20 protein-coding genes are annotated in these 21,992 nt (G+C 72.3%); 8 read left to right on the top strand and 12 right to left on the bottom strand.

The features are described 5' to 3' along the window. Positions 1–12: 12 nt before the first annotated feature. Positions 13–597, bottom strand: a complete 585-nt coding sequence (locus tag ACIBKX_RS18185) for a DUF4865 family protein (protein WP_363274167.1) — start codon at positions 595–597, stop codon at positions 13–15. A gap of 127 nt (positions 598–724) precedes the next feature. Continuing rightward, positions 725–1,294 (bottom strand): TetR/AcrR family transcriptional regulator, encoded by a 570-nt coding sequence (locus ACIBKX_RS18180; protein ID WP_363274166.1) that lies wholly within the window; start codon positions 1,292–1,294, stop codon positions 725–727. Between the two features lie 241 nt (positions 1,295–1,535). Here ACIBKX_RS18180 and ACIBKX_RS18175 point away from each other — a divergent pair, with 241 nt between their 5' ends. From ACIBKX_RS18175 to ACIBKX_RS18165, 3 genes are read left to right on the top strand one after another with little or no spacing between them, the layout of a single operon-like run. Continuing rightward, positions 1,536–1,835: an SHOCT domain-containing protein gene (locus tag ACIBKX_RS18175; RefSeq protein ID WP_363274164.1), complete on the top strand. Its 300-nt coding sequence runs from the start codon at positions 1,536–1,538 to the stop codon at positions 1,833–1,835. After that, on the top strand, positions 1,832–2,605 hold the full coding sequence (locus ACIBKX_RS18170; protein ID WP_363274162.1) for an ABC transporter ATP-binding protein: 774 nt from the start codon (positions 1,832–1,834) through the stop codon (positions 2,603–2,605). The genes ACIBKX_RS18175 and ACIBKX_RS18170 overlap by 4 nt, the downstream gene beginning before the upstream one ends. Positions 2,606–2,610: 5 nt before the next feature. Beyond that, entirely contained in the window at positions 2,611–5,172 is a 2,562-nt protein-coding gene (locus ACIBKX_RS18165; protein ID WP_363274233.1) for an ABC transporter permease, read from the top strand. 77 nt (positions 5,173–5,249) lie between these two features. Here the strand turns inward: ACIBKX_RS18165 and ACIBKX_RS18160 are convergent, their stop codons facing one another. Together ACIBKX_RS18160 and ACIBKX_RS18155 are read right to left on the bottom strand one after the other, a co-directional pair. Further along, positions 5,250–5,783 carry an ATP-binding protein gene (locus tag ACIBKX_RS18160; RefSeq protein ID WP_363274161.1) on the bottom strand — a complete coding sequence of 178 codons (534 nt, stop codon included), beginning with the start codon at positions 5,781–5,783 and terminating at the stop codon, positions 5,250–5,252. Between the two features lie 201 nt (positions 5,784–5,984). Then, positions 5,985–6,314 (bottom strand): hypothetical protein, encoded by a 330-nt coding sequence (locus ACIBKX_RS18155; protein ID WP_363274160.1) that lies wholly within the window; start codon positions 6,312–6,314, stop codon positions 5,985–5,987. A 326-nt stretch (positions 6,315–6,640) separates the two neighbouring features. Between ACIBKX_RS18155 and ACIBKX_RS18150 the strand changes: the two genes are divergently transcribed. Further along, positions 6,641–7,738 carry a PLP-dependent cysteine synthase family protein gene (locus ACIBKX_RS18150; protein ID WP_363274232.1) on the top strand — a complete coding sequence of 366 codons (1,098 nt, stop codon included), beginning with the start codon at positions 6,641–6,643 and terminating at the stop codon, positions 7,736–7,738. A gap of 24 nt (positions 7,739–7,762) precedes the next feature. On the opposite strand, the gene ACIBKX_RS18145 is transcribed toward ACIBKX_RS18150, so the two are convergent. Both ACIBKX_RS18145 and ACIBKX_RS18140 read right to left on the bottom strand, forming a co-directional pair. Beyond that, a complete protein-coding gene (locus tag ACIBKX_RS18145) occupies positions 7,763–8,242 on the bottom strand; it encodes an SRPBCC family protein (RefSeq protein ID WP_363274159.1) in 480 nt (159 codons plus the stop codon). A gap of 83 nt (positions 8,243–8,325) precedes the next feature. Beyond that, positions 8,326–9,216 (bottom strand): DeoR/GlpR family DNA-binding transcription regulator, encoded by an 891-nt coding sequence (locus tag ACIBKX_RS18140; RefSeq protein WP_363274158.1) that lies wholly within the window; start codon positions 9,214–9,216, stop codon positions 8,326–8,328. Positions 9,217–9,567: 351 nt separating this feature from the next. Here ACIBKX_RS18140 and ACIBKX_RS18135 point away from each other — a divergent pair, with 351 nt between their 5' ends. Beyond that, positions 9,568–11,898 carry a hypothetical protein gene (locus tag ACIBKX_RS18135; RefSeq protein ID WP_363274157.1) on the top strand — a complete coding sequence of 777 codons (2,331 nt, stop codon included), beginning with the start codon at positions 9,568–9,570 and terminating at the stop codon, positions 11,896–11,898. On the opposite strand, the gene ACIBKX_RS18130 is transcribed toward ACIBKX_RS18135, so the two are convergent. From ACIBKX_RS18130 to ACIBKX_RS18115, 4 genes are all read right to left on the bottom strand, one after another. Further along, positions 11,858–14,272 carry a right-handed parallel beta-helix repeat-containing protein gene (locus tag ACIBKX_RS18130; protein WP_363274156.1) on the bottom strand — a complete coding sequence of 805 codons (2,415 nt, stop codon included), beginning with the start codon at positions 14,270–14,272 and terminating at the stop codon, positions 11,858–11,860. The genes ACIBKX_RS18135 and ACIBKX_RS18130 overlap by 41 nt on opposite strands. A 153-nt stretch (positions 14,273–14,425) precedes the next feature. Then, positions 14,426–15,031: a hypothetical protein gene (locus ACIBKX_RS18125; protein ID WP_363274155.1), complete on the bottom strand. Its 606-nt coding sequence runs from the start codon at positions 15,029–15,031 to the stop codon at positions 14,426–14,428. Positions 15,032–15,173: 142 nt separating this feature from the next. Continuing rightward, positions 15,174–15,998: an MOSC N-terminal beta barrel domain-containing protein gene (locus tag ACIBKX_RS18120; RefSeq protein ID WP_363274154.1), complete on the bottom strand. Its 825-nt coding sequence runs from the start codon at positions 15,996–15,998 to the stop codon at positions 15,174–15,176. 57 nt (positions 15,999–16,055) lie between these two features. After that, on the bottom strand, positions 16,056–16,493 hold the full coding sequence (locus ACIBKX_RS18115; RefSeq protein WP_363274153.1) for a DUF6643 family protein: 438 nt from the start codon (positions 16,491–16,493) through the stop codon (positions 16,056–16,058). Positions 16,494–16,809: 316 nt separating this feature from the next. On the opposite strand from ACIBKX_RS18115, the gene ACIBKX_RS18110 reads away from it, so the two are divergent. After that, the gene (locus tag ACIBKX_RS18110; protein ID WP_363274152.1) at positions 16,810–18,096 is read left to right on the top strand and encodes a TerD family protein; all 1,287 of its coding nucleotides are present in this window, start codon (positions 16,810–16,812) and stop codon (positions 18,094–18,096) included. A gap of 9 nt (positions 18,097–18,105) precedes the next feature. Here ACIBKX_RS18110 and ACIBKX_RS18105 read toward each other — a convergent pair whose 3' ends face one another. Beyond that, the gene (locus ACIBKX_RS18105; protein ID WP_363274150.1) at positions 18,106–19,296 is read right to left on the bottom strand and encodes a glycosyltransferase; all 1,191 of its coding nucleotides are present in this window, start codon (positions 19,294–19,296) and stop codon (positions 18,106–18,108) included. A gap of 73 nt (positions 19,297–19,369) precedes the next feature. On the opposite strand from ACIBKX_RS18105, the gene ACIBKX_RS18100 reads away from it, so the two are divergent. Then, positions 19,370–20,140, top strand: coding sequence for an aspartate/glutamate racemase family protein (locus ACIBKX_RS18100; protein WP_363274231.1), 771 nt, complete (start codon positions 19,370–19,372; stop codon positions 20,138–20,140). Between the two features lie 104 nt (positions 20,141–20,244). After that, entirely contained in the window at positions 20,245–20,799 is a 555-nt protein-coding gene (locus tag ACIBKX_RS18095; protein WP_363274148.1) for a hypothetical protein, read from the top strand. Here ACIBKX_RS18095 and ACIBKX_RS18090 read toward each other — a convergent pair. Further along, positions 20,756–21,844 (bottom strand): O-antigen ligase family protein, encoded by a 1,089-nt coding sequence (locus tag ACIBKX_RS18090; protein WP_363274147.1) that lies wholly within the window; start codon positions 21,842–21,844, stop codon positions 20,756–20,758. The genes ACIBKX_RS18095 and ACIBKX_RS18090 overlap by 44 nt on opposite strands. Positions 21,845–21,992 lie beyond the last annotated feature (148 nt).

Raw genomic sequence — 21,992 nt, 5'->3', positions numbered from 1 at the left:
AACGTGCCGCGCTCACCACTGTCGGCCCCGAGGGATCACGTCCCGCTCCGGTGCTGACAGATGCAGCACCTGGAACACGTCGCCCTCACCCTTGGGCGCCGCGTGGTCCCACACGGAGAAGTGCAGTGCCTCCCAGGTCCGCGGGTCGATGGCCACGGCCGCGTACACGTTCCCTTCCTGCCGCGCCAACCGCTCGGCCTCGTGGGCGAGTTCGGAGGCGAAGCCGCCCAGCCGGGTGCCGGAGGGGATCCGCGTCCGGCGGCGTATCGCGGCCCTGGCGGTGGCGTCGCGCGCGGTACCCTCGGCGAAGGCCAGGCCTGTCCAGTGCTGCACCTCAGGGCGGCCGAAGTCGTCGACGATGCCCTGGAATCCGGGACCCCAGAGGAAGGAGTTCATGGCCTCGGGGGTGTTCCAGAGGTAGAGCGGCGCGTACTGGTTCACGGGGGATCCGTCGACCCCGCGCTCCCGCATCAGATAGGCCTTGGCGCCGAGGCCGGGGAAGTCGTCCAGGAGATGGCCCTTCGTGGCCACGCGGGTGCGGATGATGCCCATGTCGTAATCGGCCGGCAGCGTGACCTCGTACTGCATCGCGTGCATGGTGGGCGGCTCCTCGTTCGGTCAAGTGGCGTACAGGTAGCGGTACTTCAAGCCCTTCAAGCACTCCGAGCACTTCGAGCACTCCAAGCACTCCAAGCACTCCAAGCACTTCGAGCACTTCGGCCGATCAGGAAAGGAGCGACAGGAGTCCGCGTACACCCGCCTCGAAGGCATCCGGCGAACCGGACGCGCGGGCCAGCACATAGCCGCCCTGGACCGTCGCGACCACCGTCGCCGCGATCGCCCGCGGGTCCAGCGAAGCCGCGAACTCGCCCCGCTCCACGCCCTCCTGGACGATCCCGGCGATCCGCTCCCGCAGCCAGTCCAGCGTCTGTGTCACCGGTTCCCGCAACCGGTCGTCCGCGATCACGTCCGGGTCCATCGTCAGCCGCCCGATCGGACAGCCCCGCAGCACATCGCGCTCGCGCAGCAGATACGCCTCGATACGTTCGTACGCCGATCCCGTGCCGCCCAGCGCGGCCTCCGCGGCGGCCCGCATCTCCTCGGCCGTACGCCGGATCGCGGTGAGCGCCAGGTCGGGCTTTCCGCCGGGGAAGTGGTGGTACATGCTGCCCTGCCCCGCGCCGGAGTGCTGCTGGACCGCCTTGGGGCTCGTGCCGACATAACCACGCTCCCACAGCAGCTCGCGCGTGGACTCGATCAGACGCTCCGGAGTGCTCATGGAGCCACTGTACATACTAGTAGGTACAGAGATCCAGAAGCCACCCGTCCAGCCCCAAGAGCAGCGCCGGAACAGCGTCGGAAGCAGCGCCATCCGGCTCGTCTACTCCCCACGTGGTACGCGAGCTGCCGCTGGCCGTACGACGACTCGGACCCCCTCGAAGAGCGAATCTCGAGACATCGCGAACCGCACTCCACAGACATCGCGAACCGCACCGCACAGACATCGCGAACTCGCTCCCGAGGAGATGGACACCATGCAGACCCTGGCTCACTTCGACGGCGGGCCCGGCCCGTGGATCCTGTTCTTCCCGCTCATCTGGGCGGCCGTCGTGATCGGCGGCATCGCCCTCCTGCGCCGCACCGTCTGGCGCGGTCGCCGGGCCCCGTGGCAGCGCGACGGCGGCGAGCGGAACGTACGCGTCGACGAGAACTCGCCCATCGCCGTGCTCGGCCGTCGTTTCGCCTCCGGCGAGATCGACGAGGACGAGTACTGGCGTCGGCTCTCCGTCCTGAACGAGGAGTTCGGGCGCGTCGCCAAGGGCGGTGCGGCATGAGCACCGCCACCGGACAGCGCGGCACCGCCACGCTCGACGCCGCCCGCGTCACCGACGCCGTCAAGGTGTACGGCGGCGGAGACACCGCCGTGCGGGCCCTGGACGGGGTGAGCGTCGGCTTTCCGGCCGGACGCTTCACCGCGATCATGGGCCCGTCGGGCTCGGGCAAGTCCACCCTCATGCACTGCGCCGCGGGCCTCGACACGCTCACGGCCGGCAGCGCCCACATCGGGGACACCGAACTGGGCGCGCTCGACGACCGGCGGCTCACGCTGCTGCGCCGCGACCGTATCGGCTTCGTCTTCCAGGCGTTCAACCTCGTGCCGACGCTCACCGTCGCCGAGAACATCACGCTCCCGATGGACCTCGCGGGGACGAAGGGCGACCGCGAGTGGACCGACGCGCTCATCGACGTGGTCGGACTGCGCGACCGGCTGCACCACCGGCCCGCCGAACTCTCCGGCGGACAGCAGCAACGCGTCGCCGTGGCACGGGCGTTCGCCGGCCGCCCCGACGTCGTCTTCGCCGACGAGCCGACCGGCAACCTCGACTCGCGGTCCGGAGAGGAGGTCCTCGGTCTGCTCGGCCGTGCCGTACGGCAGATGGACCGCACCGTCGTCATGGTCACCCATGACCCGGTGGCGGCGGCCCACGCCGACGAGGTCGTCTTCCTCGCCGACGGCCGCCTCGTCGACCGGATGGAGTCGCCGACGGCGGACAGGGTTCTGGACCGCATGAAGGCCTTCGACGGGAAGGGGCCGGGATCATGAGCTCCCTGAGCGCGTCCGCGCGCATCAGCATGTCCTCGCTGCGCGGCCACAAGCGGCGCTTCGCCGGTACGTTCCTCGCCGTGATGCTCGGCGTCGCCTTCCTGGCGGGCACGCTCGTCATGGGCGACACCCTGCGCGGCAGCTTCGACACGATGTTCGGCAACGCGACCAGCGGCACCGACGCCGTCGTCCGTGGCGCCGACGCCATCACCACGCCCGACGACAGCCAGGGCACCCGGAAGGCCGTCGAGACGTCCCTCGTCGAGAAGATCGAGGGAGTCGACGGCGTCGCTGCCGCCGCGCCCGGCATCCAGGGCGCCGGACAGCTGCTCGGCAAGGACGGCGAGCCCATCGGCGGCGAGGGACCACCCACCCTCGCCGGCAACTGGATCGAGGACCGCGAGCTGAACGCCTACCAACTGGCCGAAGGCCGCGCCCCCGTCAAGACAGGCGAGGTCGTCGTCAACCGCGGAGCCGCCGAGTCCGGCGACCTGAGGATCGGCGACACGACCACGCTGCGCACCCCCGACCCCGTCAAGGTCACCATCGTGGGCCTCGCGACCTTCGGCGGCGAGGACGGCATGGCGCAGACCACCTTCACCGGCATGACGCAGGCCGACGCCGAGAAGTACCTCACCCCCAAGCCCGGCGAGGCCGCGTCCATCCAGGTGCGGGCCGGGCCCGGCGTCACCGAGCAGGAACTCGTCGACGCGCTGACTCCCGTACTCCCCAAGGGAGTTGAGGCCATCACCGGCGAGGCGTCGGCGGCGGAGAACACCGACAACGTCTCCGGTCAGTTCCTGACGCTCTTCACCGGCTTCCTGCTCGTCTTCTCCGGCGTCGCGCTGCTCGTCGCCACCTTCAGCATCCACAACACCTTCGCGATCGTCGTCGCCCAGCGCACCCGCGAGAACGCGCTCCTGCGCGCACTCGGCGCCTCCCGCCGCCAGGTCACCGCGTCGACCCTCGTCGAGGCGAGCGCCGTCGCGGTCGTCGCGTCGGCGGCGGGCCTCGCGGGCGGCATCGGGGTCGCGGCCGGGCTGCAGGCGCTCTTCCCCGCCATCGGATTCCCGTTCCCCGAGGGCGACTTGGTGATCAGCCCGCTGTCGATGCTGCTGCCGCTCGCCGTCGGCATCGTCGTCTGCCTCGGCTCCGCGCTGCTGCCCGCCGTGCGCGCCGGACGCACCGCGCCGCTCGCCGCCCTGCGCGAGACGGCGGTCGACCACTCCGGTGCCTCGCGGGGGCGGGCCGTGACCGGCACGGTCCTCGCACTCACCGCCGTGGGCCTGTCGCTGGTCGGCGTCCTGGTCAGCCCGTCCGTGTGGCTGGCCGGCACGGGGGCGGTGCTCGCACTCGCCGCGTTCGTGGTGCTCGGCCCGGTCGCCTCCTCGCGGGCGGTACGGGTGCTCGGCGGACCCCTCGACCGGCTGCGCGGCGTCACCGGCGGGCTCGCCCGGCGCAACGCGCTGCGCAGCCCGAAGCGGACCGCCGCCACCGCGAGCGCGCTGATGATCGGCGTCGCCGTCGTCTCCCTCTTCACGGTCTTCGGCGCCTCGCTGAAGGCGACCATGGACCAGACGGTGAACCGCTCCTTCGCGGGCGACCTCGCCGTCAGCACCCCCGGCTTCGGCGCGGGCGGCAGCGGACTCAGCCCCAAGCTGGCCCCCGCGCTCGCCGAACGCCCCGAGGTGGAGACCGCCGTCGGGCTCGGCAAGGGCGCGGCGGAGGTCAACGGGGAGGGGCGCGCCCTGACCGTCACCGACCCCGGTCTCTTCGCGAAGTCCTTCGACCTCGGCAAGGTGGACGGGTCGCTCGATGCGCTGGGCACGAACGGCATCGCGATCAACCGTGGGGAAGCCGAGAAGCAGGACCTGAAGGTCGGCTCCCAGGCCGAGATGACCTTCGCCGACGGCAAGAAGGACACCTTCACGGTCCGCGCGCTCTTCGACCGGTCCGAGCTGGCGGGGGACTACGTCATCACCCGCGAGGCCTGGGCGCCGCACCGCGCGCAGGACGCCGACAGCCTCGTCTCCGTCACCCTCAAGGACGGGGTGAGCACGGACGACGGCAAGGCGGCGGTCACCAAGACCGCGCAGGAGTACGGCAATCCCGACGTGCAGACCCGCGACGAGTACGCGCAGTCCGCGGCGGGCGGCATCGACATGATGCTGACTCTGGTCTACGCCCTGCTCGCGCTCGCGGTCCTGATCGCGCTGCTCGGCATCGCCAACACGCTGACCCTCGCGATCCACGAACGTACCCGCGAACTGGGACTGCTGCGGGCCGTCGGACAGACCAGGGCGCAGCTGCGGGCCATGGTCCGCTGGGAGTCGGTGCTGGTCGCCGCGTTCGGCACGGCGGGCGGTCTGGCGCTCGGCGGCTTCCTCGGCTGGGTGCTCGTCAAGGCGTCGGACGGCGCGACGAGCAGTGCCTTCGCGTTCGCGGTGCCGCCGGTCCAGCTCGTGGTGGTCGCCCTGGTGGGCCTGGCGGCGGGAGCCCTCGCGGGTCTGCGTCCGGCACGGCGGGCCGCCCGCCTGGACGTGCTGCGTGCCATCGCCACCGAGTGACGTACGACGTGACGTGGGCCTGCTCGCCGTACGACGTGCTGTACGACGTCGTACGCGCGGGGCCTGTCACCGCCCGGTCAGCCGACAACGGCCGACCGGGCGGGAGCATGTCCGGGCGCGTGCCCGTCGGCGACTGCCTCCGGAGCGGCCAGGTCCGCGAAGGGACCCGCTGTTGCCGCCCCGTACACCGGGTACGTGGGCAGCGCGACCGCGGTGGAGGGTGCCGGGAGGGTGAACCAGACGACCTTGCCGCGGTCCCCGTGCGGGCGGACGCCCCAGCTCTCGCTGACCGCGGCGACCATGGCGAGGCCACGTCCGCAGGTCTCGAAGAGCTCGGCGTCGTGCACCTCGGGGAGGCGGGGGTCGTGGTCGTGCACGGAGACCGTGAGACGGTCGAGCAGCAGCTCGATCTCCACGGTGCACACCTTGTCGGGCTGTGCGTGCCGGTGCACGTTGGTCAGCAGCTCGGTCACACCGAGCGCCGCCTGGTCTATCAAGGGATCGAGATGCCAGTAGCGCAACTGCGCCGATACGATTCTGCGGACCTGGCCGATCCGCGCCGGCAGAGCTTGCAGCTCCACCGTGCAATACCTGCTTGGCTGGCTGATCACGGCTGCGACTCCCCGAATTACGGTCCGGAAGAAGACGACGATCGGATCCAGCAGTGGCCGCGTGGTACGCCGCCTGCTGTATGGCCGGCGGGGCTGGTTCGCAGCGTCATCGCCGGTAAACCCAGAGTGATGTGAGACCAGAGTGACTCAGGGGGTGCGGGCGTGCAACTCGCACCCTGCGCTGCGGACGTCCGGCCCCGCTCAGTCCCGGGGCAGGCGGCCCGCGGCCCTGCGGACGGCGTCGATGAACCCGCGCACCGTCGGTGGTCCAGCCGAGCCGGGCGTCGGGTCGTGCCCGGCGAGGGTGAGCCGGTAGCGGTGGCCGTTGAGTTCGGCCAGTGCCCGGTCGTCGGCGGCGAACCACGGCTTGCCCGCGCGCACCGTCTGCACAGGCGCGCTGTCGATCTCCCTGCCGTAACTGGTCAGCAGCTCGAACCTGCCGTCGCTGATGCGGACTTGACCGGCTCGGGTGAGGGAGCGCAATCGCCGTCCGATGCGCACGCCTGTGGCCGTGAACTCCGGCTCCGCCATGTCGTTCCGCCCCCTCGCGGCTCGGTGTCTCGCTCCGTACGGGACCGCCGTCCCGTGCGGTGCAGTCTGCACGCACGGGGCGTCGAGCACCAGTGCGTATGCAGCCGTCGGCCTCACGGACGACGTGCTGTCCCCAGTGTGCCGTGTGTGCGGCTCCGCCTTGCCGCCAGGTGTGCCTTTGAGCTGCCCAAAGGTGTGTTTATGCAGGTGAGAAGCGTGCGGAAGGTGCTTATGATCGAGGGGTCCGGCCGGCTGTTGGCGTGGCCGGCCCGACCCGGAGGAGCCGCGCGGTGAGCACCACACAACAGGATCGAGCCGACGAGCCGATGGCCACGCTCGACGTCGACCGCAGCGACGCGGAGTACCGGACCTGGCTCAAAGAGGCCGTACGCAAGGTCCAGGCCGACGCCAACCGGTCCGCCGACACCCATCTCCTGCGCTTCCCGCTGCCCGAACAGTGGGGCATCGACCTGTACTTGAAGGACGAGTCGACCCACCCGACCGGCAGCCTCAAGCACCGCCTCGCCCGCTCGCTCTTCCTGTACGGGCTCTGCAACGGCTGGATCCGGCCGGGCCGCCCGGTGATCGAGGCCTCCAGCGGCTCGACGGCCGTCTCCGAGGCGTACTTCGCGAAGCTGATCGGGGTGCCCTTCATCGCGGTGATGCCGCGCACGACCAGCGCCGAGAAGTGCCGCCTGATCGAATTCCACGGCGGCCGGTGCCATTTCGTGGACGACTCGCGCACGATGTACGCCGAGTCGGCCGCCCTCGCCGTCGAGACCGGCGGCCACTACATGGACCAGTTCACCTACGCGGAGCGGGCCACGGACTGGCGCGGCAACAACAACATCGCCGAGTCGATCTATCAGCAGCTGCGGCTCGAGCGCTATCCCGAGCCCGCGTGGATCGTCGCCACGGCGGGCACCGGCGGCACATCGGCGACCATCGCCCGCTACGTCCACTACATGCAGCACGACACCAGGCTCTGCGTCGCCGACCCCGAGAACTCCTGCTTCTTCGACGGCTGGACCCACCACGACCCGGACGCCACCAGCGACTGCGGCTCCCGCATCGAGGGCATCGGCAGGCCCCGCATGGAGCCGAGCTTCGTGCCCGGCGCGATCGACCGCATGATGAAGGTGCCCGACGCGGCGAGCGTCGCCGCCGTGCGCGCCCTGGAGCAGGCCATCGGCCGCAAGGCGGGCGGCTCGACGGGCACCGGCCTGTGGAGCGCCCTGAAGATCGTCGCCGAGATGGTCGCCGCGGGGCACACGGGCAGCGTCGTCACGCTGATCTGTGACCCCGGCGACCGCTATCTGGACAAGTACTACTCGGACGCGTGGCTGGCCGAACAGGGGCTGGACATCACGCCGTACGCGGCTGCCATCAAGTCGCTCCTGGCGACGGGGGCCTGGCCCGAGTAGCGGCCTGAGCCCGTCGGGCCGGGCTCAGGCGTTCGTCGCCGCCAGGCGCCGGTCAAGCGCCGTGACCGCGTCGCGGAAGGCCCGGCCCATGCCCGCCCTGCCCAGCTTCAGGGCGAAGCGGAAGGGGGCCGCGCCGTCCGCGGCGAACGTCCACTGCACGCGCGTTCCGGTGCCGGCCGGGGTAAGCCGCCACTCCTCCACCAGGGCCCGCAGCCCCGGCGCGTTCGTCTCGTCGACCCGGTAGGCGTAGCACTCGGCCGCGTCGGCGGCCACGATCGTCTCCCGGAAGCGCGTGCCGCCCTTCAGCCGGACCTCGCGGCCCGCGCCGCCGTCCGTGGGCCGGCACAGGGTGACCGCCGTGAACCACGCGGGCCAGCCCGCCACGTCGTCGGCCAAGGCGCCGTACACAGCGTCGGGGGCCGCGGCCACCTCACGGGCGAAGACCAGCCGCAGCGGCGCGGACTCGACGAACTCCAGCCCCACGGGCCTCAGTCGGCGTGCCATTGAACTCAGCCCCCAAGCGGAATCGGGTGGTTGACCGGACAGCGGGTTGTTGACCGGGCGTCGACACCATAGCTGGCGGGCCGTCAGATGTCTGCGGGGTGCCCGTCGCTCTCCGCGCGCTCGGTCATTCCGATGTCCTCTGCGGCCGTCGCCTCGGACTCCTCGGGTTCGCCCGTGATCACCAGCCGCCGCAGATGGTCGGAGATCTCCGCCCGCGCGTCCGCCGGCAGGCCGGCGTCCGTCACCAGCGTGTCGACCTGCGCCAGCGTGGCGAACGAACTCAGGCCCACCGTCCCCCACTTGGTGTGGTCGGCGACTACGATGACGCGCCGCGCCGACTGCACCAGACGCCGGTTGGTCTCCGCCTCCGCGAGATTCGGCGTGGACAGACCGGCCTCCGCCGATATGCCGTGCACACCGAGGAAGAGCACGTCGAAGTGGAGCGCCCCGATCGCCTGGTCCGCGACCGGGCCGACCAGCGAGTCCGACGGAGTGCGCACCCCGCCCGTCAGGACCACCGTCGCCGCGCCCTGCCGCTGGCCGGAGGTGCGCTGCGCGGAGTGGAAGACGTCCGCGACCCGCACCGAGTTCGTCACCACCGTCAGGTCCGGCACGTCGAGCAGATGATGCGCGAGCGCGTACGTCGTCGTGCCGCCGGAGAGCGCGATCGCGGTGCCCGGCGCCACCAGCGTGGCCGCCGTGCGCGCGATGTCCTCCTTGGCGCTGAGCTCCAGGCCAGACTTGGCCTCGAACCCCGGCTCGTGCGTGCTCGCCTCGGCCACCGGGACCGCGCCGCCGTGCACCTTCTCCAGGACGCCCTGGCGGGCGAGGGCGTCGAGATCGCGCCGGACCGTCATGTCCGAGACGCCGAGCTTCCTGGTCAGTTCGTTGACCCTGACCCCGCCCCGGCGGCGGACCTCGTCGAGGATCAGGGCGCGGCGCTGCTCCGCGAGGAGGTTCTGATTCTCACTCACGTCAGGCCCGGCCCTTTCGCCTCGTCACGTCCTTCGCGCCCGTCGAGCGCGCTGCCTCATCCTCGCATGCGCCACCGACAGGCTGCCCACCGCCTGACCACCGTCCCACTCGGATCGCCACTCGGTCGCCACGTGGTCGCCACTCGGATCGGGGAGATTGCGTGACGAGGGGTGCGCGCGGGGCGGCGAGCCGAGATCCTTGTCTCCTGACCACGCGCATCGACTACTGACCACGCGCAATTCGGGGGACGCAGAACAGTGGAGCGGTCGACAAGAGAAGACTCGGCAGACACGGCCCGCGCATCGGAAGACACGGCCCGCACAACCGAAGACACGGCCCGCAAAGAAGACATGGCGCTCGAACTCCTCGTCCACGGAGTCGGCGGCACCACACCGGAAGAGATGCTGGGCGACCCGCGGACCGTACGGGTCTCCGGCGACGGGACGGCGGCCGTGTTCCGCCGCACCGAGGACGCCGACGCCGAACAGCGCCCGGAGGACTACCGGGGGAAACCGGTCCCGGAGGCGTACGTCTGGTGCAATCTGACCTCGGGCAACGGCTCCCGGGCCCTGTGGCTCCTGCTGCTGCCCTTCATGGTCGTCAACCTGGCGCACTGGATGCGCCCCACATCGCGGCGCAGGAAACGCACCGTCCGCACCTACGGCCTCCTGGTCCGCCTGACCGGGCTCACCCTCACCGTGCTCCTTGTCGCCGCCGCCTGCGAGGTCGCCATCGACCTGACGGCCTGGCAGTGCGCCGGTACGCCCGAGTGCGCCCAGGGCCGTTCCTGGCTCGGCTTCCTCGCGACCGACGCCTCCGGGCACGGCGGCTGGTGGTCCCAGCCAGGCCGCCGCCTCGCACTCGCCGCGCTCGTGCCGACCGCCCTCACGGTCCTCCTCTGGTACCTCTCGCACCGCACCTGGAGCGCCTACGAGTCCCAGACACCGCTGCCGCACCAGCAGGACCCCGAGGAGGAGACCACCCGGACCGCGCTCGGCAGGCCCGGCTTCTGGTACGGCCGCCGCCTGGTGGCCCGGCTGCGCGCGGCGCACACGGCCGCGGGCCTCCTCACGGTGGCCGCCGCCGTGGGCACGTCGGCCGCGCGCCACGACCGCAGGGACGGCGGGCCCGTGCTGCTCGACGTCCTCGGCTGGATCCTGGACGGCACGCTCATGATCGGCGCCGCCCTGGTGGTCTGGGTGGTGTGCCGCAGGGGCCGCAGCGAGAACAGGCTCGACCGGCACCTCGACGAGAAGCTGATCCGCCGCCTGCCGCTCGGCGCGCTCTCCCTGCTCGTCCTCACTCTCCTGTACGCCGGCTGGTCGCGCCCCGAGTGGACGTCCGAGGGCCGGCTGCCCGGGGACGCGACGTTCGGCGGCATCGCCCTGGTCCAGGGCATCCTGGTCGTCGCCCTCGCCGTCGTCGCCCGCATCCTGTACCGCACCAAGCCCGACCCGCGCACCGCGATCCGCGGCTTCGCCGGCCCCGCCGTCGCCATGCTGTCCTGTGCGCTCGGCGGCGTGATGTCCGGCGGCGGCGCCCAGCGCGTCGCCGACTGGCTGGACGGATCGGGAGCGCCGGGCGCGGGCGGCACGATCGACGGCCCGCCCGTGCTGCTCACCTGGCAGGCGTCCGTGATCCCGCCCCTCCTGATCGTCGTAGCCGTGATCTGCGGCTACCTCGGCGTGCGCACGGTGCGCCACAAGCGCCGCGAGATGGCGAAGGTGAAGGAGGAACACCCCGGCGAGCCCGAGGACTCGGCCCGCACCCGGCGCATCGCGAGCACCCGCGCCCGCGCCGCCCTCACCGACCGGGCACCGCTGATCGTCGGCATCACCTCCGCCGTCACGCTGTTCCTGGGCGCCGGTGCGCTCGTCGGCGCCTGGCTGAGCGAGGAGGTGCCGGGCGAGGCCGCCGAGGGGACCCCCGACTTCGTCGAGGGGGTGGCGCAGACCGCCCAGGCGCTCGGCTCCTGGCTGATCGGCTTCGGCTTCATACTGTTCGTCACCTGGGGCCGCCGCGCCTACAAGGACCCCTCCGCCCGCCGCACCATCGGCATCCTCTGGGACGTCGGCACGTTCTGGCCGCGCGCCGCCCACCCCTTCGCCCCGCCCTGCTACGCCGAGCGCGCCGTCCCCGACCTCACCTGGCGGATGCACACCTGGACCAGCGCCACCAAGGCCAAGGGCGGCAGGCTCGTCATCTCCGGGCACTCGCAGGGCAGCGTCCTCGCCGCCGCTGCCGCCTGGCAGTTGTGGCCCTCCGTACGCAAGCGGGTCGCCCTGCTGACCTACGGCTCACCCCTGGAGCGGCTCTACGGACGCTGGTTCCCGGCGCACTTCGGACCCGCCGCCCTCAGCTCCCTGCACCGCGAGGTCGACTGCTGGCGCAATCTGCACCGCGCCACCGACCCGATCGGCGGCCCCGTCTTCCGGGTCCGCCCCGAGGAGGAAGGGCCGCAGGTCGACCGGGACACCCTCAAGGACCCTCTCGCGTACGGGCGTACGGAGGACCATCCGCTGCCCGCGCCGATCCTGGGCCACGGGGACTACCAGGCCGACCCGGCGTTCGCCGAGGAACGGGCCAGGCTGCTCGCCCGGCTCAGGCCGGGCGTCCCGGCCCAGCGGCCCGAGGCGGACGTCACGGAAGCTCCGGCAGATCCTCCGGGTACAGCAGGGTGAGATCGTCCGTGCTCGGCTCGTCGAGCTGGGCCACCCGCCCCGCGTGCCGCTCGACCATCGCCTCGAAGGTCTGGCGCGCGGTACGGCCGTTGCCGAAGGCGGGGCCCTTGGGAAGTGCCGTGAAGTACTTCAGGAGGGCCTCGCCCGTGCCCGTGTCGAGGCGGTACTCGTGCTCGTCGGCCTGCTGCTCGACGATCCGCAGCAGCTCCTCCGGGGCGTAGTCGCCGAAGGTGATGGTCCGTGAGAAGCGGGACGCCACACCGGGGTTGACCGAGAGGAAGCGCTGCATCTCCGCCGTGTAGCCCGCGACGATCACCACCACCGCCTCGCGGTGGTCCTCCATCAGCTTCACCAGGGTGTCGATGGCCTCCCTGCCGAAGTCACGGCCGGAGTCCTCGGGCGAGAGCGCGTACGCCTCGTCGATGAACAGCACGCCGCCGCGCGCCCGGTCGAACGCCTCCTGCGTGCGAATCGCCGTCGACCCGATGTGCTCGCCGACCAGGTCGACCCGCGACACCTCGACGAGATGCCCGCTCTCCAGGACACCCAGCGACGCCAGGATCTCGCCGTACAGGCGCGCCACGGTCGTCTTGCCGGTGCCGGGGGAGCCGGTGAACACCAGATGCCGGCGGACGGACGCGGCCTTGAGGCCCGCCTGCTGCCGGCGCCGCCCGACCTCGATCATGTCCGTGAGGGCGCGCACCTCGCGCTTGACGCTGTCCAGGCCCACCAGCGCGTCGAGTTCACCGAGTACGACCTTCGACGTACGCGAAGGCTGTTCGGGCGCCGCGGTGGGCTCCGGCTGCCGCTCCGTCGTGCGCTGACCGGGGATCGAGCCGAGCAGCCCGGCCGACTGCGTGGCCGTCTGGACGGCGGGCGCGGCCTCCCGCGCGCTCGTCCGGGGTCCGCCGCTCTCGTCGCTGGTGCAGTCCTCGACGAGCGGACCGTCCTCGGCGAACTCGAAGCCGCCGCGCGCGCACCGCTCTGTACGGCACTTCTTCAGCGTCGTACGACAGCCGTCGATCACATGGAAGCCGTAGCCCCCGCTGTCGGTCACCCGGCAGCCCGTCAGGGTGCCGCGCGCGCCCGCCGAGACGTAGAAGCCCGCTTCGGCGGGCGATGTGACCGTGCAGCGCTCGATCGTGGGGTCGGCGCCCTTGGTGACGATGACGCCTGTCTGGACGGCGTCGACCGTGCAGTTGGCGAGCGTGCCGCCGCTGCCGTGGTCGCGGAACCAGGCGCCGGTCGCGGCCTCCCTGATCCGGCAGTCGTCGAGCTGCGCCGTCGCGCCGTCGCTCACCGACACCGCCGTGTTGCGCACCTGCGAGAGATCACTGTCGACGACGTCGGCGCGCGAGCCGCGGTCCAGGACGAACAGCGCGTCCGGCACGTCGTGCACCCGGCAGGACTCCAGGACGGCCGTCGCGCCGTCGCTGACCCACACGGCCGGATAGTCGCCCGTGCTGTCGTGGATCTCGCACTGGTTGGCGTCCACCCGCGTGCCCGGATCCCACACCGAAAGGCCGTTGCGCCCGAACTGCCGCACCGTGGACCGCGTCAGCGTGAGCACTGAGCGGGAGCGCAGGTCGATCGCGTTCTCGGGGATGTCGTGGATCCGGCAGTCGGCGAGCGTCAGGACGGCGTCCGTGTCGAGCGTGACGCCGTCCGACGTGGTGCGGTGCACGTCGCAGTCCGTGAGGTGCGCGGTGGCCCGGCCGGTGATCTGCACACCGGCGCCCCTGACCTCGTACACCTCGCAGCCGATCGCCTCGAGCCCGGTCTGCTCGCCGGTCGCCGAGAGCCCGGCGCCCGACGCGTGATGCACCCGGCAGCGCTCCAGGCGGGGGTGCGCGCCGCCGCGCACGGCGACGCCCGACTGCCCGGCCGAGACGACCTCGCACTCCTCGAAGACACCACCGCCCCCGTCGAGCACGGCGATGCCGATGCCGCCGGGGTTGTCGACCGTGCACCGGCGCATCGTGGGGCGTGCGCCGCCGCGCACCTCTATCCCGGACGCCGAGCGCGTCACGACGCGTACGTCGACCAGTTCGGGCGCCCCGTCCTCCACAAGGAGGGCGGGCGCCGCCGAGTCCTGGCCCTCGACGTGCAGGTCCTGCACGACCGCGGAGGAGCGGACCGTGAGCGGCACGCCGTCCGACGGTGCGATGCGGACCGAGCCGGGGGAGCCCTCGGGGCCGCGCAGGGTCACCGCGCGCTGCACGACGAGGTTCTCGCGATAGGTGCCGGGTGCGACGGTGAGGACGTCACCGTCGGTCGCGGCCTCCAAGGCTGCGGCGAGCGATGCGTACTCGCCCGTGCGGCGCCGCCACCGCGACGTGCCGGTGTGCGTCACCTGGACCGTGCCCTGTGCCATGGAGTTGCTCTGCCCCCACCTCGTCGTACGCGGGACCTCACGACCTCGCGCAAGGAGCCGAAGAGTTCGGCCGGTCCACCGTAGCGCGCGCGGCGGGGGCGAGTTGACCCGATCGCCAGGCTCTCACCTGGTCATCGCGGGTCTGTCACCTCGTCAGGAGCCGGTGCCGGTACGCCCCCAGTCCGGTCCCGCCTTGTCCCAGGCCTGGTCCCAGCGGTCGTAGCGCCGCTGGACCATACGCCAGACGACCAGCCGCCGTGTGCCCTCGACGATGCCCACGACGGCGATCGCGGCGCCGAATCCGGCCAGTGCGGCATGTGTGGCGGCCGTCACGTCGTCGAGCGGGCGGCCGACGACCTGGCCGCGCTCGTCGGTCCAGATCCGGAACCGGTCGCCCGGCTCCGGCTTTTCGAGGTCGGCGACGACCGTGCCGGAGCGCGTCGAGCCGTCCGGAGCCGTCCAGTTGGCGACCACGCGGCTGTGCGCGTCCCGCGCGGACGAGGTCTCGGGGTCGGGGTCGACCGGAGGTCTGGAGACCTTCCTGACCACGGTGGCGGCGATCTCGTGATGCGTCGCGCGCTGCTCCCGCACCGACTGCAGCAGGGCGTCTCGCGTGAGGCCGCCGACCACGGAGCCGGTCACCGGCGCCGCGACGGCGATGAGCAGGAGGGCCGCGAGGGCCACCCACGCCTCCATCAGGTCGGTCTTCCGGCGCAGCGGATTGTGCCGCCAGCGCCAGAGCCCGACGAGAGCTCGCACAGTCCTGCACCCCCTTCCGCGTCCGTCTTAACCGCGAACGGCACGGCCCACGCGTCGGTGGGAAGAAGAGAGAGGGAAATCACCCTTCTCATCGACGCTCAACGTCCGCGCCTCGCCTTCGAGTTCCCCACCGCGCGGCCGTTCACCCGATGACCGTGAAAGGGTCGCCGATCCGGATCGAACCGGTCGACTCGGGCACCAGGTTCTGGCCGAAGACCAGCTGGTCACCGAAGCGGCGGTGCTTGGCGAGGGTGCGCAGCGGCTCCTTGCCGCGCTCCGACGTCAGCTGGTCGGTGGTGGTCACGACGCAGCGCCCGCACTTCTTGGCCACGCGGAACGTGACGTCGCCGATCGCCACGCGCGACCAGCCGTCCTCGGCCCAGGGCGCGGTGCCGTCCACGACCACATTCGGCCGGAAACGGTTCATGGGGAGCGGGCCCTCGTCGGAGTGGTCGCCCTGGGCTATCAGCGAGTTCAGGGCGTCGAGCGAGGAGAGCGTGGTCAGGAGGAGCGGGAAGCCGTCGGCGAACGAGACCGTCTCGCCGTCCTTCGCGTACGCCGGATCGACGGGGCGCCGGGTCGGGACGTCCAGGTGGGCGAGGCGTACGTCCGTCTCCAGGTAGGTGCTGAACCAGGCGTGCGCCGCCGCGTCGGCAGGCAGTGCCTCGACCTTGTCGCGCCAGATCTCCACCATGACGCTCTCGCCGCCGGGCTCCGGCTCGGCGACCGTCAGCGGCTCGCGTCCGGGCCCGGACAGCCGGATGCCGCCGCCGGGCAGCAGCTCGGCGGCGGCCAACGCGAGGCGCGGATGCGGCCGTTGCGTGACGACTCGTCCCGCGCTGTCCACCAGGGCCCACCGACGGTCACCCGCGAGCCCCCAGGGCTCGACGACGGCCTCACGCGGAGCGTGTCCCCCGACCGCCTTGAGCGGGTAGAAGTGGATCGAGTGCAGCGCTGGATACGGCATGCCGCCATCCTGCCAGCCGCCACTGACAGGGACGCATGCGGGCGATTCAGTACCGGCTCAGTACCCGCGGTAGGGGCGGTTGTACGGGTCCTCGTACGTCGCGGGGGCGGGGCGGGGCGCCGCCGGGCGCATCGCCTCGTAGCCCGTACCGGCCGGCGGGCGCTGCTGTTGCTGCTGGGGCCCCGGGTATCCGCGCGGCGCCGACGGCTGCTGCGGGATGTACGGGGCGGGGGCCTGCTGCAGCGGGGCGGGCTGCGGGGCCGCCGCGTAGCCGTACGCGGGGTTGTGGTGGGAAGGGGCGGCCGGCAGTGCGGGCAGGGCGGCCGGGAGCGCGGGCAGATGGCTGTGACTGCCCGTGTCGTACGCAGGGGAGACCCGGATCGGGGCGATCTGCGGAGTGCCCCGCTCGGCGACGAGCGAGTCGTAGATCGGGGTGTCCGGGAAGGACGGCGCGGAGTAGTAACCGCCGCCATAGGTGGAGCGGGGGGAGGTCATGAGACATAAGTTAAGCCCTTGATGTGCTGGTTGGGGAGACCGATAAGAGGGTTGTTTTACGTGCCGGTAGTGACTGGGCGTCCTCAATGCGAGCGAACTTAGGAAAAATCGGTCGCGAAGCGGCGTAGGAATCGTGTAAAAGCCAAGCTCCGTACGGGTTACCGGCGGTTGACGCAGGGTTGACGAGAAGGCCGTGAGGCGCCGTGTGAAAGGGATCCACGGCGGTCGTGGGCCCGGTGCGCGCCCACGGGTAATAGGTTGGTCATGAACGAGACGGCGGCCCGGCCGGATGTGGCGACTTGCGATGGGGGCGGACATGTCAATGCCTAAAGGATCGAATGTTCCGGTGACCGCACCTGCCGTGCGGGTCGAATTGGGGTGGTCGTCGGGGCCCGGAGTACCGGACGCCGACGCGTCGGCGCTGCTCCTCGCCGCTTCCGGCAAGGTCCGCTCGGACGACGACTTCATCTTCTACAACCAGGCGGTGCACTCCTCGGGGGCCGTCCGGCACGAGGGCAAGAAGACCGAGGGCGGCCGGGTGACCGACGCGCTCTCGGTGGACCTCGCGCGCGTGGAGCCCGCCGTCGAGACGGTGGTGCTCGCCGCGTCGACCGACGGCGGAACGTTCGGGCGGATCCCCGGACTCTTCGTCCGGGTCGTCGACGCGGGCAGCGGCGCGGAGATCGCGCGGTACGACAGCGAAGACGCCACCGTCGAGACGGCGTTCGTCCTCGGCGAGCTCTACCGCCGCCAGGGCGCCTGGAAGTTCCGCGCGGTCGGGCAGGGTTACGGCAGCGGACTCGAGGGCCTGGCCACCGACTACGGCATCACGGTGGACGAACCCCAGCAGGCGGCCCCGGCACCCGCAGCCGCACCCGCCCCGGCCCCGGTGCAGCCCCCGCCGGCCCCGGCGGCGCGGGTGCAGGCACCGCCGCCCCCGCCCCAGGCACCCGCCGCGCAGCCCGTACGCCTCTCGAAGGTCACGCTCACCAAGGAGGCGCCGACCGTCTCGCTGAAGAAGCAGGGCGGCACCTCCGGTGCGATGCGCGTGAACCTCAACTGGGAGGTGCGCAAGCAGTTCAAGGGCTGGGGCGCCAAGCTCGGCCGGGCCGTGGCCATGCACTCCGACCTCGACCTCGACCTGTGCGCCCTGTACGAACTGGCCGACGGCCGCAAGGGAGTCGTCCAGGCGCTCGGCAATGCCTTCGGGTCGCTGGACCAGCCCCCGTACGTGATGCTCGACGGCGACGACCGCACCGGAGCGGTCGCCACCGGTGAGAACCTCACCGTCAACCTCGACCACATCAAGGACTTCAAGCGCATCGTCATCTTCGTGACGATCTACGAGGGTGCGCGCAGCTTCGCCGACCTGAACGCCACGGTGACGCTGCAGCCGCAGCACGGCGCGTCCATCGACTTCTCGCTCGACGAGTGCACGGTGCCCTCGACGGTCTGCGCCCTCGCGCTGCTCACCAACAACGGCGGCGACCTCTTCGTCCAGCGCGAGGCCCGCTATCTCGTCCCCGAACGCGGCGTGAGCCCGCAGCGCACCATCGACTACGCCTACGGGTGGGGCATGAACTGGACGCCCGGCAGGAAGTGATCCCCGGGTTCAGCGCTGCTCCGGAGCGGGATCGGGGCGGGCATACGTCCGCCCCTTCCACGCCGCACCGCGCCCCCTGTAGTGCTGCACCGCCGAATCCACCGTCATGAGGAGGTAGAGGAACGCGGTGAACGGCAGCAGGGGAGCGAGCCACAGCGGCTGCCGGTAGTAGCGCAGCATCGGGACGTACGTACCCGTCATCAGGAGCCACGCGAGGCCGCCGAGCAGGGCCGTGGCCGCACTCCCGGCGGCCAGGCCCGCGATCAGGGCGACCGGCGGCACGAGATAGACCAGGGCGAGCCCCAGGACCGTGCCGAGCAGGACCAGCGGGTTGTGCCGCAGCTGGGCGTAGGCGCTGCGCGAGACCATCCGCCACAGGTCCCCGAGCCGGGGATAGGGGCGCACGCTGTCGACGCGCTCCGCGAGCCCCAGCCAGATGTGGCCGCCCGTACGCTTCACGGCCCGTGCCAGCGACACGTCGTCGATCACCGCGTGCCGGATGGCGTCGGGAATCCGGGCCCGCTCGGCGGCCGTCGCGCTCAGCAGCACACAGCCACCGGCCGCCGCCGCCGTCCGCGACCCTCGGGCCGCGATCCGGCGGAACGGATACAGCTGCGCGAAGAAGTACACGAACGCGGGGACGACGAGCCGCTCCCACACGCTCTCGACGCGCAGCCGCGCCATCTGCGAGACGAGGTCGAAGCCGCCGGTCCCGGCCGCCGCCACCAACTGCCGCAGGCTGTCCGGTTCATGGGCGATGTCCGCGTCGGTGAGCAGCAGATAACGAGGCTCACGCGCGCGTGCCAGACCCATCCCATGGCGTACGGCCCACAGCTTGCCCGTCCAGCCCGCCGGGGGTTCGCCCGGTGAACCCACGGTCAGGGGCAGCCCGCCGTGCCGGTCGGCCAGCGTGCGGGCCAGCTCGCCGGTGCCGTCCGAACTCCCGTCGTCGACAAGGAAGACCTCGGCCCGCCCCGGATAGTCCTGGGCGAGCAGTGAGGGCAGGCTCTCGGGCAGTACGGCGGCCTCGTCGCGCGCGGGGACGACGACGCAGACCGAGGGCCAGCTGTCCGGGCGGCGGCCGTCCGGTTCGCGGAGCGGGGGGAGACGGACGTCCGTGCGCCAGAAGAAGCCCTGCCCCAACAGCAGCCACAGCCACGCTGCAAGCGATCCGGCGGCGATCCACACAACGGCGCTCATCCGCCGCAGTCTGCCCCACGGCGCCGGTCCCAGGAGGCCGATCGACTATGGTGACCGGGTGAAGATCGCGCTCATGGACTCCGGTATCGGACTGCTCGCCGCGGCGGCCGCGGTACGTCGCCTGCGGCCGGACGCCGATCTCGTCCTCTCCTCCGACCCGGACGGACTGCCCTGGGGGCCGCGTTCCGCCGAGGACATCACCGAGCGTTCGCTGGCCATCGCCGAGGCCGCCGCCGCACATCGGCCCGACGCGCTGATCGTGGCCTGCAACACGTCGTCCGTGCACGCCCTGCCCGCCCTGCGGGCCCGGTTCGAGCCCGACCTGCCCGTCATCGGGACGGTGCCGGCGATCAAGCCGGCTGTGGCGGGCGGCGGCCCGATCGCCATCTGGGCCACCCCGGCCACCACCGGAAGCCCCTACCAGCGCAACCTCATCGAGCAGTTCGGTGACGGCGTGGCCGTCACCGAAGTGCCCTGCCCCGGCCTCGCGGACGCCGTCCAGTACGCCGACGAGGAGGCCATCGACAGGACGATCGCCGCCGCGGCGGCCCTCACGCCCCGCGATGTAACGGCCGTCGTCCTGGGCTGCACCCATTACGAGCTGGTGGCGGAACGTATCCGCACCGCCGTCCAGCAGCCGGAACTGCCGCCCCTGGTCCTGCACGGTTCCGCCGGAGCCGTCGCCGCCCAGGCGCTGCGCAGGACCGGAGCGCTCCCCGGAGCGGGCACAGGTGCGGAGGGCGGCCTGACCGTCATCCTGAGCGGCCGCACCGCAGAGCTGCCGCCCGCGGCCCACACGTACGCGGAGGGCCGACTGCTCGCCGCGGCCACCCCGGCGCGCTGAAGCCCGCCCGGAGCTGAACCCGCCCCTGGAGCCGAAGTCCGCCCGGAGCAGTCACGCTCCGCGATGCGGTGCCTTCGCGCCGGAACGTGAGTAGTCTCTTTGGCATGAGGGACCACACCCACGGCGAGTCCGACGGCGCGGCCGGCGCCCCGCCTGAAGTCTGGACCGGCAGTGCGACCAATCGCTTCCAGTGGCTGCTGGCGCTGGCCGGTGCAGCCTGTCTGGCGCTGGGCATCGAGCTTGCCGTCGACAGCATGTGGACGCACGGGATCGCGGCGCTCGCCATGTCCGTCGTGGGGTGCATCGCCGCCGGGCTCCTGATGCTCTTCGGCACCCTCGCGTTCGTCCATGTCGCCGTGCGGGTCGACAAGGACTCCCTGGAGGTGCGCTGCGGCCACATGGGTCTGCCGCGCCGCCGTATCCCGCTCTCCCACGTAGTGGGCGCCGATTTCGCGCAGGCGGTCAGCCCGCGCCAGTGGGGCGGCTGGGGCTACCGCTCGCGGCCCGACATCGGCACCGCCGTCGTGGTCCGGCGCGGCGAGGGCCTGGTGCTCAGGCTGGCGGACGGCCGCAAGTTCACCGTCACCGTCGACCACGCGGAGGCGGCCGTCCGGATCATCCGCGACCGGCTGCCGATGGCGGGGAGCCCGGCGGCCTGAGCCGCGCATCCTGGTCTGCCCGCTCCGCCTCCTCGCCCAGCGGCCGCGCGGTCGCGATGCCCGCCAGATAGCCCGCCCCCGTGGTCACCGCCGTCACGCTCAGCGCGTTGCCGACCGAGGCCACCGCCGCCAGCGCCGTCAGGGCGGCCCCCGCCGACAGGACGACCTGGGTCGAGCGCGGCGAGCGGTACAGGGCGTACAGAAGCCAGCAGAACACCGCCGCGAGCAGCGCCAGGCCCGCGTAGCCCTGCTCCGCCGCCTGCTGCAGGGGTGCGGAGTGCGGTTTGCCGTCCGGGAGCAGATTCTCGGCCACCGTCGGGCTGACGTCCCCGAACCGTCCCGGACCCACCCCGAGCGCGGGCTCCCGGCCCGCCAGGTCCAGGGCGTCCTGCCACAGCCGTATCCGATGCCCGTCGAGCTGCCCCTCCAGGGAGGCGGCCAGTCCGTCCGGCAGTACGTCGTCCGCGATCGCCCAGGTCAGACCGGTCACCAGCGCGGTCGCCAGGGCAAGGCCCGCAAGGCCCAGGGCCCGGCGCCGCAGCAGGATCGCCGAGGCCAGCGAGCAGAGCAGGATGCCGGTGCAGGCGGCGACCCCGGCCATCGAGCCGAGCGCAGCCGCGGCCACCACGACGCCCGCGGCGAGCAGCCGCAGCGCCAGGCGCAGCGCGGGCCGCGGGGCCGCCCACGCGGCGCAGCAGGCCGCCCCCGACGCCAGGATCAGCAGCGCGGCGGTGGCGCCGGTGTGGCCCAGCGGCGCCGTGCTCACCGGGCCCGGCGAGAGCTGTGGGGCGGCCGCGGCCAGGGCGATCCCGGCGAGCGCTCCGGCGAGGGGCGCGGCGACCGGAAGGAGCGTGCCGCAGATCCGGCCGCCCGCGTACCCCGCGGCCACGGCGAGCACCGCGAGCAGGACGCCCTCCGGCTGTCCGCCGCGCACTCCCGCGGTGATCAGCGTCCAGGCGGCGCAGACACCGAGCAGTGCGACGCCCGTCGCGTCGGACGCGCCGCGCCTTTCGTACGTCTCCGCAGGACCGGTCGTCGCAGCCATCCCCGTTGCCCCCACCCCGTCGCCCCCCGATGCGTGACGGGCCCCGATCTCTGTGGCTGGAATGGGCCGCATGTCGGGGACTCGGGCACACCGTAGCCGCTTCGACCAGCTAAAGGGGACAGCTTGCGCAGGAACGTTCCGGCTGTGC

Source organism: Streptomyces sp. NPDC050658, from assembly GCF_044457025.1.
GTDB lineage: Bacteria > Actinomycetota > Actinomycetes > Streptomycetales > Streptomycetaceae > Streptomyces.
Note: the sequence above shows the minus strand (reverse complement) of the source record. Positions and strands in the feature narration are given on the sequence as shown.